Annotated in this window: 13 protein-coding genes; 4 read left to right on the forward strand and 9 right to left on the reverse strand. The window is 71.0% G+C overall.

Going from position 1 to position 13311, the window contains the following annotated elements:
- Positions 1-31 precede the first annotated feature (31 nt).
- On the forward strand, positions 32-550 hold the full coding sequence (locus tag LRD69_RS04120; RefSeq protein ID WP_277325176.1) for a hypothetical protein: 519 nt from the start codon (positions 32-34) through the stop codon (positions 548-550).
- A gap of 35 nt (positions 551-585) precedes the next feature.
- Here LRD69_RS04120 and LRD69_RS04125 read toward each other — a convergent pair whose 3' ends face one another.
- The 4 genes from LRD69_RS04125 to LRD69_RS04140 form a co-directional block, all read right to left on the reverse strand.
- Positions 586-1485 carry a sigma-70 family RNA polymerase sigma factor gene (locus LRD69_RS04125; protein ID WP_277325177.1) on the reverse strand — a complete coding sequence of 300 codons (900 nt, stop codon included), beginning with the start codon at positions 1483-1485 and terminating at the stop codon, positions 586-588.
- Between the two features lie 99 nt (positions 1486-1584).
- A complete protein-coding gene (locus LRD69_RS04130) occupies positions 1585-2556 on the reverse strand; it encodes an aldo/keto reductase (protein ID WP_277325178.1) in 972 nt (323 codons plus the stop codon).
- A 71-nt stretch (positions 2557-2627) separates the two neighbouring features.
- Entirely contained in the window at positions 2628-4061 is a 1434-nt protein-coding gene (gene argH, locus LRD69_RS04135) for an argininosuccinate lyase (RefSeq protein ID WP_277325179.1), read from the reverse strand.
- 89 nt (positions 4062-4150) lie between these two features.
- Complete coding sequence (locus LRD69_RS04140) at positions 4151-5344, reverse strand: argininosuccinate synthase (protein ID WP_277325180.1); 1194 nt, start codon at positions 5342-5344, stop codon at positions 4151-4153.
- A 177-nt stretch (positions 5345-5521) separates the two neighbouring features.
- Here LRD69_RS04140 and LRD69_RS04145 point away from each other — a divergent pair, with 177 nt between their 5' ends.
- The 3 genes from LRD69_RS04145 (at position 5522) to LRD69_RS04155 (ending at position 8324) form a co-directional block, all read left to right on the forward strand.
- Complete coding sequence (locus tag LRD69_RS04145; RefSeq protein WP_277325181.1) at positions 5522-6781, forward strand: hypothetical protein; 1260 nt, start codon at positions 5522-5524, stop codon at positions 6779-6781.
- A 42-nt stretch (positions 6782-6823) separates the two neighbouring features.
- On the forward strand, positions 6824-7411 hold the full coding sequence (locus LRD69_RS04150; RefSeq protein ID WP_277325182.1) for a pyridoxamine 5'-phosphate oxidase family protein: 588 nt from the start codon (positions 6824-6826) through the stop codon (positions 7409-7411).
- Positions 7412-7616: 205 nt separating this feature from the next.
- Positions 7617-8324, forward strand: a complete 708-nt coding sequence (locus LRD69_RS04155) for a L,D-transpeptidase family protein (protein WP_277325183.1) — start codon at positions 7617-7619, stop codon at positions 8322-8324.
- Positions 8325-8340: 16 nt separating this feature from the next.
- Here the strand turns inward: LRD69_RS04155 and LRD69_RS04160 are convergent, their stop codons facing one another.
- The 5 genes from LRD69_RS04160 to argC form a co-directional block, all read right to left on the reverse strand.
- On the reverse strand, positions 8341-8877 hold the full coding sequence (locus LRD69_RS04160) for an arginine repressor (RefSeq protein ID WP_277325184.1): 537 nt from the start codon (positions 8875-8877) through the stop codon (positions 8341-8343).
- Positions 8878-8887: 10 nt separating this feature from the next.
- Positions 8888-10099 (reverse strand): acetylornithine transaminase, encoded by a 1212-nt coding sequence (locus LRD69_RS04165; protein ID WP_277325185.1) that lies wholly within the window; start codon positions 10097-10099, stop codon positions 8888-8890.
- Positions 10096-11034: an acetylglutamate kinase gene (gene argB, locus LRD69_RS04170; protein ID WP_277325186.1), complete on the reverse strand. Its 939-nt coding sequence runs from the start codon at positions 11032-11034 to the stop codon at positions 10096-10098. The genes LRD69_RS04165 and argB overlap by 4 nt, the downstream gene beginning before the upstream one ends.
- Positions 11031-12185, reverse strand: a complete 1155-nt coding sequence (gene argJ / locus LRD69_RS04175) for a bifunctional glutamate N-acetyltransferase/amino-acid acetyltransferase ArgJ (protein WP_277325187.1) — start codon at positions 12183-12185, stop codon at positions 11031-11033. The genes argB and argJ overlap by 4 nt, the downstream gene beginning before the upstream one ends.
- A gap of 88 nt (positions 12186-12273) precedes the next feature.
- A complete protein-coding gene (gene argC, locus LRD69_RS04180) occupies positions 12274-13302 on the reverse strand; it encodes an N-acetyl-gamma-glutamyl-phosphate reductase (RefSeq protein WP_277325188.1) in 1029 nt (342 codons plus the stop codon).
- Positions 13303-13311 lie beyond the last annotated feature (9 nt).

Below are 13311 nucleotides of genomic sequence, written 5' to 3' on the forward strand. Positions count from 1 at the left end.
CCCCCTCTCCGGGAGAGGGGACCATGGCGCCATGAAGCCGCTGCTGCTGATCGACATCGACGGTCCGCTCAATCCGTACGCGGCGCTGTCACTCCGCCGGGCGCCGGACGGATACCTGGTCCACCTGATGCGGCCGACGGGGTGGACCGACGGGCCCGCCCTGCCCGTCCTGCTCAATCCGGACCACGGCACCGCGCTGCTGGCGCTCGCCGGCCGGTACACCCTGGTCTGGGCGACGACCTGGAAGGACGAGGCCAACGAGTGGGTCGGCCCGCATCTCGGGCTGCCGCAGCTGCCGTACATCGACTGGCCGACAATGCACGGCGGGGCACCCGAGGGGACGTTCTGGAAGACGCAGTACGTCGTGGAGTACGCGGCCGGACGGCCGTTCGCCTGGGTCGACGACGAGATCACCGAGCGGGACCGGGCATGGATCGCCGGTCAGGGGCTGGGCGACGCACTGCTGCGCCGGATAGACCCCTGGACCGGTCTGGAGCAGGCGGACTTCGACGCGCTGGCGCAGTGGGCAGCGGACCGGGACGGGCAGTGAACGCCGTCCGTCCCGGTCCTTGCGGAACCTCGCCGTCAGTCGTTCAGAACGACCAGGTCCAGCTCCGGAAGGCGGGCCGGATCGTCGATCACATACAGCTCGACGACCCTGCTCCGCTCGATCGTGAAGCGCATGACCGAGAACCGCTGTCCCTCGCGGACCGAGATGACCGCCGGGGCCCCGTCGACGAGCGCCGGCTGCGACGACCGGGCGAACGGCGCGAACATGATCGCCTGGCGGGCGACCGAAGCGGCCCCGCGCACCATCGTGGGAGCGCCGGCACCGCCCGCGCCGCCGTCCGACCGTGCCACCACGTCCGGGTCCAGCACGGCCACCAGCGCATCGAAGTCGCCGCCCCGGGCTGCGGCCAGGAACGCGTCGACTACCTCGCGTTTCCGGATGAGATCGGGGTCCGGCACCCGGTCCACACCCTGGACGCGGCGGCGGGCCCTGCTGGCGAGCTGCCGGGCCGCGGCCGGCGTCCGGTCCACGATGCGGCCGATCTCGTCGAACGGCACCGCGAACATGTCGTGGAGCACGAAGGCGAGCCGTTCGGCCGGGTCCAGCGTCTCCAGCACCACCAGGAGCGCCAGCCCGACCGAATCGGCCACCAGCGCCTGCTGTTCGGGGTCGCTGCCGGGCTGCGGGCCTAGGACCGGCTCGGGGGCGTCGGCACCGGGCACCCGCGCCTCCAGGGACTCCTCGCGCCGTGACCGGCGCGAGCGCAGCATGTCCAGGCAGACCCGGCCGACGACCGTGGTCAGCCAGCCGCCCAGGTTCTCGATCTGCCGCCCGTCGGTACGGCTGAGCCGGATCCAGGCTTCCTGGACGGCGTCGTCCGCGTCGGCGGACGAGCCGAGCATCCGGTAGGCCACGGCCTGCAGATGGGCCCGGCTCTCCTCGAAGCGTTCCGCCAGAAACTCGTGCTCGTCCACAGTCCCATTCCTCCGTAGCGTTCCGTCACAGCACTGACGTTGCGCAGCGGGCAGATGTGACAGGGCCGGGGTTCACCGGCTCGTGGTGGGGTGCGCCGGTCAGCTCCAGGGCAGCCCGGCGCGGTGGCGCCAGTACGCCTCGGGGTCCTCCACCAGCGCGTCCAGCTGGGTCAGCCGCTGCTCGTCGAGGTCGAGGAGCGGCGCGTGGAGGTTGCCGGCGAGCTGCAGGACGGTCGTCGCGCCGGAGAGGACGACACCGGCCCACGGCTGGCGCAGGACGAACGCGAGCGCGGCCGCGTCGCTGCCGAGTTCCGCGGTGGCGGCGATCTCCTGGACGACGGCGGGAGCTTCCGTCCCGGCAAGCCGGCCGTTGGCCAGCGCCTCCTTGACGATCACGGTCAGTCCGGCGTCGTGCGCCTCGGCGAGCGCCGGTCCGGCCGATGTCTCCAGGACGTTGAAGGTGGCCTGGACGGTACGGAAGAGCGGTTCGCCGTCGACCGTCACGGCGAGGGCGGTCCGGATCGCCTCCGCCTGGTCGGGGCCGCTGGTGGAGAGGCCGACGGTGATGCCGTCGGCGGCGAGTGCGGCGAGCCGCTCGTGCAGTTCCTTGTCGGTGAGGGCCGGGCTGTCGGGCGTCACCGAGTGGATCTGGTAGAGGTCGAGCCGGTTACCGAGCAACGCCTGGGTCTCGGCGCGCTGGCGTGCGAAGGCGGCCGGGCTGTGGTCCTTGACCTCGTGCGCCTCGGCGTCGACGGTCCAGTCGGCGGTGTAGGTGTAGCCCCATTTGCTGCCGACGACGACATCGCGCACGTCCGGACGGAGGGTCAGCCAGTCGCCGAGGAACTCCTCGGCGCGGCCGTAGGAGCGTGCGACGTCGAAGTAGCGGACGCCCTGCGCGTACGCGGCGTCGAGCAGCTCGAGGGTGAGCTCGCGCAGTACGTCGACACTGCGGGTCCCGGGCAGGTCCCGGTCGCGGTGGAGATTGATGTAGCCGGGCCTGCCGACCGCGGCCAGGCCGAGCCCGATGTGGGCGGTCGGGGTCGTCGCTGAGGCCAGGCGGCTGAAGGGCATCGCGGGCTCCTCGTGGGTCGGGTTCCGTCTTTCCTTCCCGACCAACGTAGCCCGCGATGCCGTTCGCGCACCTACCGGCGGGCCGTCGCCCAGGCGTGCTGTGCCGCCAGGTCCTGCTTGACCTCGGCGAGCTGTACGGCGACGGCCGACGGGGCCGTACCGCCGCGTCCGTTACGGGAGGCGAGCGCGCCCGGCACGTCGAGGACCGTGCGGACCTCGGGGGTGAGGTGGGGGGAGATCTTCGCGAACTGCTCGTCGGTGAGCTCGTCGAGCTCGATGCCGTACTGCTCGCACTCCTTGACGCACTCGCCCGCGACCTCGTGCGCGACGCGGAACGGGACGCCCTGCTTGACCAGCCACTCGGCGATGTCGGTGGCCAGCGAGAAGCCGGCCGGGGCCAGCTCCTCCATCCGCTCGCGGTTGACGGTCAGCGTGGCCATCATGCCGGTGAAGGCGGGCAGCAGGATCTCGAGCTGGTCGCAGGAGTCGAAGACCGGCTCCTTGTCCTCCTGGAGGTCGCGGTTGTACGCGAGCGGGAGGCCCTTCAGCGTGGCCATCAGCCCGGTCAGGTTGCCGATCAGGCGCCCGGACTTGCCGCGGGCCAGCTCGGCGATGTCCGGGTTCTTCTTCTGCGGCATGATCGAGGAGCCGGTGGAGAAGGCGTCGTGCAGGGTGACGAAGGAGAACTCCTTCGTGTTCCAGATGATGACCTCCTCCGCGATCCGGGAGAGGTTCACGCCGATCATCGCGGTGATGAACACGAACTCGGCGACGAAGTCGCGGGAGGCCGTGCCGTCGATGGAGTTGGCGACGGAACCGTGCTCGAAGCCGAGGTCCGCGGCGACCGCCTCCGGGTCGAGCCCGAGCGAGGAGCCGGCCAGCGCGCCGGAGCCGTACGGGGACACGGCGGTCCGCTCGTCCCACTGCCGCAGCCGCTCGGCGTCCCGGGACAGGGCCTGGACGTGGGCCAGGACGTGGTGGGCGAAGAGGACGGGCTGGGCGTGCTGAAGGTGCGTCCGGCCCGGCATGGCGACGTCCGGGTGGGCTTCGGCGAGGCCGACCAGCGCGTCCTGGAGCTCGGCGATCAGCCCCCCGATGATCCGGGCGTGGTCACGCAGGTACATCCGGAAGAGCGTGGCGACCTGGTCGTTGCGGGACCGGCCGGCGCGCAGCTTGCCGCCGAGGTCCGGGCCGAGACGCTCCAGCAGGCCGCGCTCCAGCGCGGTGTGGACGTCCTCGTCGGCGATGGTGCCGGTGAACGAACCGTCGGCGACATCGGCCTCCAGCTGGTCGAGACCGGCCGTCATCCGGGTCAGCTCGTCCTCGGTGAGCAGGCCCGCCTTGTTGAGGACGCGCGCGTGGGCGCGGGAGCCGGCGATGTCGTACGGCGCGAGCCGCCAGTCGAAGTGGACGGAGGCGGACAGCTTCGCCAGCGCCTCGGCCGGACCGTCGGCGAAGCGGGCGCCCCAGAGGCGTACGTCGCTGTTGCCGTTGCCATTGCTCACTGCGTGCTCCTCAAGAGACAAGAGGGTGGATGTGCGACCGCCTCCCCGCCGCGGAGCAACGGGGAGGCGGTGACGTAAACGGGGCGGCGTCAGGCCAGGTCACGCTTGGCGGCGATCTTCGACGAAAGGCCGAAGATCTCGATGAAGCCCTGCGCCTTGGACTGGTCGAACGTGTCGCCCGAGTCGTAGGTGGCGAGGTTGAAGTCGTACAGCGACTCGCTGGACTTCCGGCCGGTGACGACGGCGCGGCCGGCGTGCAGCGTCATCCGGATGTCACCGGTGACGTGCTGGTTGGCCTCGTTGATGAAGCCGTCCAGGGCGCGCTTGAGCGGGGAGAACCACAGGCCGTCGTAGACCATCTCGCCCCAGCGCTGCTCGACCTGCCGCTTGTAGCGGGCCAGCTCGCGCTCGACGGTGACGTTCTCCAGCTCCTGGTGGGCGGTGATCAGTGCGATCGCACCCGGAGCCTCGTACACCTCGCGGGACTTGATGCCGACGAGCCGGTCCTCGACCATGTCGATCCGGCCGATGCCCTGGGCGCCGGCCCGCTCGTTGAGCTGCTGGATCGCCTGGAGGACGGTGACGGGCTTGCCGTCGATGGCGACCGGGACGCCCTCCTTGAAGGAGATGACGACCTCGTCGGCCTCGCGCGGGGTGGCCGGGTTCTCGGTGTACTCGTAGATGTCCTCGATCGGCGCGTTCCAGATGTCCTCCAGGAAGCCCGTCTCGACGGCGCGCCCGAAGACGTTCTGGTCGATGGAGTACGGGGACTTCTTGGTGGTCGCGATCGGGAGGTTCTTCTCCTCGCAGAAGGCGATCGCCTTGTCCCGGGTCATCGCGTAGTCACGGACCGGGGCGATGCACTTCAGGTCGGGGCCGAGCGCGGAGATGCCGGCCTCGAAGCGGACCTGGTCGTTGCCCTTGCCGGTGCAGCCGTGGGCGACGATGCCGGCGTTGTGCTTGTTGGCGGCGGCGACGAGGTGCTTGACGATGGTCGGTCGGGAGAGGGCCGACACCAGCGGGTAGCGGTCCATGTAGAGGGCGTTGGCCTTGATCGCCGGGAGGCAGTACTCCTCGGCGAACTCGTCCTTGGCGTCCGCGACCTCGGCTTCGACGGCACCGCAGGCGAGCGCGCGCTTACGAATGACGTCCAGGTCCTCGCCGCCCTGGCCGACGTCCACGGCAACGGCGATGACCTCGGCGCCCGTCTCCTCGGCGATCCAGCCGATGGCGACGGAGGTGTCCAGGCCGCCCGAGTAGGCGAGTACGACGCGCTCGGTCACGGGTTTCTCCTTACGGTGCAATCACTGATGGGTATAACTATGCAGTCCTCCGTATTATTTGTCAAAGCTGCTGGTGAACAGCTCACCCGAACGCCCGAACCGGGACCGTAAATGCCGGGCCCGGACACCGCGCAGCCCTTTACGATCGTGCCTCCGCACACCGGATGGGGGCACGCGATGAGCAGGGATGACGAGGCCGCTGAACGGCTGGCCCGGGGCGTACCGCTCCGGGAAGCGCTGGACACCTCGTCGGCAGACGCCTGGACGGCCCTCGATCTCGGTGTACGGATCCTGGCGTACGAGGCGCCTGGGCTGCTCCCGTCGTGCGACCGGGTCGACGGTCGGAGACTGCGCTGGAACTGGGACGCCCCGCTGCCCTCGGTGAATTGGTCCAGGACACCTCCCGACGAGCCGTTGCTCGCCGTCGCGCTGTGCCATCCGGACGGCCGGATCCGGGAGGCGGCACTCGAGTGGGTGGCCCGGTCGCCGGCGCTGCGCCCGCTCCTGGTCGTACGCTGCGCGGACTGGGTCGGACCGGTGCGCGACCGGGCTCGGGCGCTGTTCTCGGAGGTTCCCGGCCGGGAACTGCCGCCGCTGAGCGCGCTGGTGCTGCGGCTGTCCAGGCGCGGGCACGGTGACTTCGCCCGCCAACGGCTGGAGCGTGCCTTGCGCGATGGTGCCGCCGAGGACGTCGCGGCGCTGCTCACGAGCGAGGACCGGGCCACACGCCGGTTCGCGTACCGCATCGCGGTCGATCGCGGTCTCCTCGCCCCGGCGACGCTGGCCCGCACCGCAGCCGCCGCCTCGGACGATGTGCGCATCCAGACACTGTGTGCGGAGGCTGCGATCGCGGGGATGCGGGACGGGGCGTACGACGAGGTGCTGGGCCCGCTGCTGTCTGCGCGGTCGCCGCAGGTACGGTCCGCCGGTGTGACCGCGCTGCGGCGGGCCGGGCGGCAGGGTGAGGCCGCGCCGTTCCTCGCCGATCGGTCCGGGGTCGTACGGGCCTGTGCCCGCTATGTACTGCGGCAGGGCGGCATCGATCCGCTCCCCCTCTACCGGTCGATGTGCGCCGACCCGGCCGCCCGTCCCGCGGCCGCCGCCGGGCTCGGCGAGTGCGGCACCAGGAAGGACGCCCAGGCGTTGTGGTCCCTGGTGATGCACCCTGCGGCCGCAGTCCGCGTCCACGCCGTCATCGGTCTGCGCGCGCTCGACGCGGTGCGGCACGAAATGCTGCGCCCCCTTCTCGACGACCCGTCACCCGCCGTTGTCCGGGTGGCGACGCGGGCTCTGTTGCCGGACGCCGACCGGATACCGCACGAGTGGCTGCTCGTCAGGACCGGGGCGGACCGACCGCGTGCGCTGCGTGTGGCGGCGGAGCGGCTGTTGCGAGCCCATGTCCGCGCGGCGGTGCGGCAGCGGCGTCCCACCGGTTGAAATGCACCTGCCGGACGCCGCATGGGCGCCGATAATCGCCGCATGGGAAAGGTCTACGAACGTATCGACGGACGCATCCGCACTTTCATCGAGGAACAGCCGGTCTTCTTCACCGCGACCGCACCACTGGCCGGGGACGGGCATGTGAACGTGTCCCCCAAGGGGCGGGCGGGAACCCTGGTCGTGATCGACGAACTGACGCTCGCCTACCTGGACTTCGGCGGGAGCGGCGCCGAGACCCTCGCGCATGTGCGGGAGAACGGACGGATCACACTGATGTGGTGTGCCTTCAGCGGGCCGCCGAAGGTACTACGGGTGCACGGCGAGGGCGAGGTCGTCCTCCGGGACGACCCGCGCTGGTCCGAGTACATCGCGCACTTCGCGAAGGAGGCGGCCACCGGGCAGGGGGCCCGCGCGATCATCGTGGTGCGGGCAAGGCGGGTCAGCGACGCCTGCGGTTTCGCTGTTCCGTTCATGGACTACCGCGAGGAGCGGACCATGCACGCCGACCACTTCAACCGTCAGTCGGACGAGGAGTTCAACGCGTACTGCACGCGCAAGGAGCATGTGGCCCAGAGCCTGGACGGGCTGCCCGCCCTGCCGTTGCCGCTCCCCGCGCGGACGGATTGACCGCTCCGCACCGGTCCTCCCGGGTGGACGGTCGGCCCGGCGTTTCACGGAGCGGGTCCGAAGCCGTCGCGCCGGGCGCTGCCGGCCGGAGCCGTCCCCGGCTTGGCCGCCGCAGAGCGTCCTGGGCCGCGCCTCGTTGGAGTCCGCCCCCATTCGGCTCCGCTGCGGCGGCAGAACGCCCCTAGCCCGCATACGGTCGTACAGCATGCGCCCCGCTCTCGCACTCGCCTCCGCCGTGCTGGCCCTCTCCACCGCCACGCTCGCGGCCGTCGCTCCCGTCCCCGGACGCCCGCTCGTCGACCGCATGGCCGACCCGGGTGGCGGCGCCCAGTTGATCACCGCCGAGGCCGCGCACACCAACTCCACGACAGGCACGGTCACCTGGTGGGACCTGCGGGGCGGTCGCTGGGTGGCGGCGGGGTCGGCACACGCCCGGTTCGGCGCGAAGGGGCTCGCCGAGGGGGCGACGCGCAAGCAGAGCACCGACACCACGCCCACCGGCCTGTACGACCTGCCGTACGCCTTCGGGGTCGAGGCGGCCCCCCGCGGGACCCGTTATCCGTACCGCCGCGTCAACGGCCGTTCCTGGTGGTGCCAGGACAACGAGGCCCGCGCCTACAACCGCTGGGTGGAGCCGCGGCCCGCGGACTGCCGGGCGGGCGAGGCCGAGCACCTGATCACGTACCCGGTGCAGTACGCCCGCGCCCTGGTCGTCGGGTTCAACTACCACCGGCCGGTTCGCGGGCGGGGTGCGGGGATATTTCTGCATGTGAACGGGGGCGGTGCGACTGCCGGCTGTGTCTCCGTACCGGCGGGCGCGATGGACCGGATCCTGGCCTGGGCGGATCCGGCCCGGCGTCCGCACATCGCGATCGGGACCCGTTCGGGCCCGACCGCGATCACCCGCTACTGAGCCGGACCGGCGTGGCTCATCGCTCGTTCTGCGCCAGCCGCAGCAGGTGGTCGGCGAGCGCCTGACCGCCCGCCGGGTCGCGGCTGATCAGCATCAGTGTGTCGTCGCCCGCAATGGTGCCGAGGACGTCGTGCAGTTCGGCCTGGTCGATGGCCGAGGCGAGGAACTGGGCCGCGCCCGGGGGCGTACGCAGCACCACGAGGTTGGCCGAGGCCTCCGCCGAGATGAGCAGTTCGCTGGAGAGACGCCGCATCCGCTCCTCCTTGGCGGACTCGCCGAGCGGTGCATGCGGAGTGCGGAAGCCGCCCTCGCTCGGCACGGCGTAGATCAGCTCGCCGCCGGTGTTGCGGATCTTCACCGCGCCGAGTTCATCCAGATCGCGGGAGAGCGTCGCCTGGGTGACGCTCAGTCCGTCGTCGGCCAGCAGCTTCGCCAGCTGGCTCTGCGAACGCACCGGCAGCCGGTTCAGGATGTCCACGATCCGGCGGTGGCGTGCCGTGCGGGTCTGCGGTACGGACGGCCCGCCGAACTCGGATTCCTGCGCCTCGGTCATCGTCGTCGCCTCATTCTCCGGAGCTCTTCTCTCCGGATCGTCCGTCCCCGTGTGCCGCGTCGAGAGCGCCGGGCAGTGCCTCGAGGAACGCCTCCACCTCCGCGTCACCGATGATCAGCGGCGGCATGAGCCGTACGACATCGGGGGCGGGTGCGTTCACCAGAAGTCCGGCTCCCTGAGCCGCCTGTTGCACCTGAGGCGCGAGGGGCTCGGTGAGCACGATACCCAGCAGCAGACCGGAGCCACGGACGTGGGAGACCAATGGATGCCCCAGCTCTTCGACGCCGTCCCGGATCTTCTCGCCGAGCCGCTTCACCCGGTCCAGTGCACCGTCGGCGGCGAGGGTGTCCAGGACGGCGAGTCCGGCGGCGCAGGCGATGGGGTTGCCGCCGAACGTCGTGCCGTGCTGGCCGGGCTTGAGCAGGTCGGCCGTCGCGCCGAAGGCGACGGTGGCGCCGATCGGAAGTCCGCCGCCGAGCCCCTTGGCGAGGGTGACGATGTCCGGCTCGACGCCCTGGTGGGCCTGGTGCTCGAACCACTGGCCGCACCGGCCGATACCGGTCTGCACCTCGTCGAGGACGAGCAGGGTGCCCGTGGCCCGCGTGATCTCCCGGGCGGCCTCCAGGTAGCCCTTGGGCGGGACGACCACACCGTTCTCGCCCTGGATGGGCTCGATGATCACCAGCGCGGTGTCGGTGGTCACCGCGGCGCGGAGGGCGTCCACATCGCCGTACGGCACATGCGTGACATCGCCGGGCAGCGGGAGGAAGGGCTCCCGCTTCTTCGGCTGGCCGGTGAGGGCGAGGGCGCCCATGGTCCGGCCGTGGAAGCCGCCGTCGGTCGCGACCATATGGGGCCGCCCGGTGAGCCGGCCGATCTTGAAGGCGGCCTCGTTGGCCTCGGCGCCCGAGTTGGAGAAGTAGACGCGTCCGGTCCGGCCGAAGAGCTGCAGGAGCCGTTCGGCGAGCGCGACGGGCGGTTCGGCGATGAAGAGGTTGGAGACATGGCCGAGGGAGGCGATCTGGGTGGAGACGGCCTCGACGACGGCGGGGTGGGCGTGGCCCAGCGCGTTCACCGCGATACCGCCGACGAAGTCGAGGTACTCGGTGCCGTCGGCGTCCCACACATGGGCGCCCTCGCCGCGGACCAGGGGAAGCCGCGGGGTGCCGTAGTTGTCCATGAGCGAGCCCTGCCAGCGCTGCGAAAGCTCGGCGTTGGTCATGCTTCCCCCTGTGCGTCGGGTGCTTCGGATGAGTCGGGTGCTTCGGGTGAGTCGGGCACGACCATCGTGCCGACACCTTCGTCGGTGAAGATCTCCAGCAGGATCGAGTGCTGGACCCGGCCGTCGATGACACGGGCGGTCTCGACACCGTTGCGTACGGCGTGCAGGCAGCCCTGCATCTTCGGGACCATGCCGCTGGACAGCTCCGGCAGCAGCTTCTCCAGCTCGGTCGCGGTGAGCCTGCTGATCACGTCGTCGCTGTGGGGCCAGTCCTCGTAGAGACCCTCGACGTCGGTGAGGACCATCAGCGTCTCGGCGTTCAGCGCGGCGGCGAGTGCGGCGGCCGCCGTATCGGCGTTGACGTTGTAGACGTGGTTGTCGTCGGCGGAGCGCGCGATGGAGGAGACGACCGGGATCCGGCCGTCGTCCAGCAGCGCCTGGATGGCCCCGGTGTCGATCGCGGTGATCTCGCCGACCCGGCCGATGTCGACGAGTTCACCGTCTATGAGGGGCCGGTGCTGGGTGGCGGTGATGGTCTGGGCGTCCTCGCCGGTCATGCCGACGGCGAGCGGGCCGTGCTGGTTGAGCAGGCCGACGAGCTCGCGCTGGACCTGTCCGGCCAGCACCATCCGCACGACGTCCATCGCCTCGGGCGTGGTGACGCGCAGCCCGGCCTTGAACTCGCTGACCAGGCCCTGCTTGTCGAGCTGGGCGTTGATCTGCGGGCCGCCGCCGTGCACGACGACGGGCTTGAGGCCGGCCTGCCGCAGGAAGACGACGTCCTGGGCGAAGGCCGCCTTCAACTCGTCGTCGACCATGGCGTTTCCGCCGAACTTGATGACGACCGTCTTGCCGTTGTGCCGGGTCAGCCACGGCAGCGCCTCGATGAGGATCTGCGCCTTCGGGAGTGCGGTGTGTTTCCGCGCCGCGCTCATGAGCTGTACGCGCTGTTCTCGTGGACGTAGTCCGCGGTGAGGTCGTTGGCCCAGATGACGGCCGACTCGGAACCGGCGGCGAGGTCGGCGGTGATCTTCACCTCGCGGTAGCGCATGTCGACGAGGCCGCGGTCCTCGCCGACACTGCCGTTCTTGCAGACCCAGACGTCGTTGATGGCGACATTGAGCTGGTCGGGTTCGAAGACGGCCTTCGTCGTGCCGATCGCGGAGAGGACCCGGCCCCAGTTGGGGTCCTCGCCGTGGATGGCGCATTTGAGGAGGTTGTTGCGGGCGATGGAACGGCCCACTTCGACGGCGTCGTCCTCGGTCGCGGCGCCCACGACCTCGATCCGGATGTCCTTGGAGGCGCCCTCCGCGTCGCCGATCAGCTGCCGGGCCAGATCGGCGCAGACGGCACGTACGGCCTCGGCGAACTCGTCCTGCCCAGGGGTGATCCCGCTCGCGCCGGAGGCCAGCAGCAGCACGGTGTCGTTGGTCGACATGCAGCCGTCGGAGTCGACCCGGTCGAAGGTGGTGCGGGTCGCGGCACGCAGCGCGGAGTCGAGTCCGGCCGCGTCCACATCGGCGTCGGTGGTGAGGACGACCAGCATGGTGGCGAGTCCCGGCGCGAGCATGCCCGCACCCTTGGCCATACCGCCGACGGTCCACCCCTCGCCGCCCGCGACGGCGGTCTTGTGGACGGTGTCCGTGGTCTTGATCGCGATGGCGGCCCTCTCGCCGCCGTGCTCGCTCAGCTCCGCGGCGGCCCTCTCGATGCCGGGCAGCAGCTTGTCCATCGGAAGCAGTGTGCCGATCAGCCCGGTCGAGGCGACGGCGATCTCGCCGGCGCTGTGACCGATGAGGACCTCGGCGGCCTTCTCGGCGGTGGCGTGGGTGTCCTGGAAGCCCTTCGGGCCCGTACAGGCGTTGGCACCACCGGAGTTGAGCACGACGGCGGTGACTTCGCCGCCCCTGAGGACCTGCTCCGACCAGAGGACGGGGGCGGCCTTGACACGGTTGGAGGTGAAGACGCCCGCGGCGGCGCGACGCGGGCCGCGGTTGACCACGAGGGCCAGGTCCGGGTTGCCGCTCTCCTTGATCCCCGCGGCGATGCCTGCCGCCGAGAATCCCTGTGCTGCCGTGACGCTCACTGCATCTCCTCGTTCGCTTCTGCGGCCGCGCGCCTCGACGGCGCGGCCTTCGTCGTTGTCCGCAGCCCGGCGGCTGCACGTGCGTCGCTCACGGAGCCACTCCGATCGTGGAAAGTCCCGTGTCCTCGGCGAGTCCGAGGGCGATGTTCATGCTCTGCAGGGCGCCGCCCGCAGTGCCCTTGGCGAGGTTGTCGATGGCGCTGATCGCAATGATCCGGCCTGCCGCGGCGTCGTGGGCGACCTGGATCTGTACGGCGTTGGAACCGTAGACGGACGCTGTGGCGGGCCACTGCCCCTCGGGCAGGAGGTCCACGAACGGCTCGTCGGCGAACGCCTTCTCGTACGCCGCGCGCACCGCCTCGGCACTCACGCCGGGCTTCGCCTTCGCACTGCACGTGGCGAGGATGCCGCGGGGCATGGGCGCGAGGGTCGGCGTGAACGAAACGCTGACCGGCTCACCGGCCGCGGCGCTGAGGTTCTGGATCATCTCGGGGGTGTGCCGGTGCACGCCGCCGACACCGTAGGGGGACATGTTGCCCATCACCTCGGAGCCGAGCAGATGCGGCTTGGCCGCCTTGCCCGCCCCGGACGTACCGGACGCGGCGACGATCACGGCCTCGGACTCGGCGAGCTGAGCCGCGTACGCGGGGAAGAGCGCGAGGGAGACGGCCGTCGGGTAGCAGCCGGGCACCGCGATCCGCTTCGACCCCACCAACGCGGCGCGGGCCCCGGGCAGTTCGGGCAGACCGTAGGGCCACGTCCCGGCGTGCGGCGATCCGTAGAACTTCTCCCAGTCGGCGGCCTCGTTCAGCCGGAAGTCGGCACCCATGTCGACGACGAGCACCTCGTCACCGAGCTGCTCCGCGACGGCGGCGGACTGCCCGTGCGGCAGCGCGAGAAAGACGACGTCGTGCCCGGCGAGGACCTCGGGGGTGGTCGGCTGCAGCACCCGCTCGGCGAGGGGCCGCAGATGCGGCTGCAGGGATCCGAGCGTCTGGCCCGCGTTGGAATTGCCGGTGAGGGCATCGATCTCGACCTCGGGATGAACCAGCAGCAGACGGAGCAGCTCCCCGCCGGCGTATCCGCTTGCTCCTGCTACCGCTGCACGTACCGCCATCGAAATCCT

Source organism: Streptomyces sp. JH14 (genome assembly GCF_029428675.1).
In the GTDB taxonomy this organism is placed as follows: domain Bacteria; phylum Actinomycetota; class Actinomycetes; order Streptomycetales; family Streptomycetaceae; genus Streptomyces.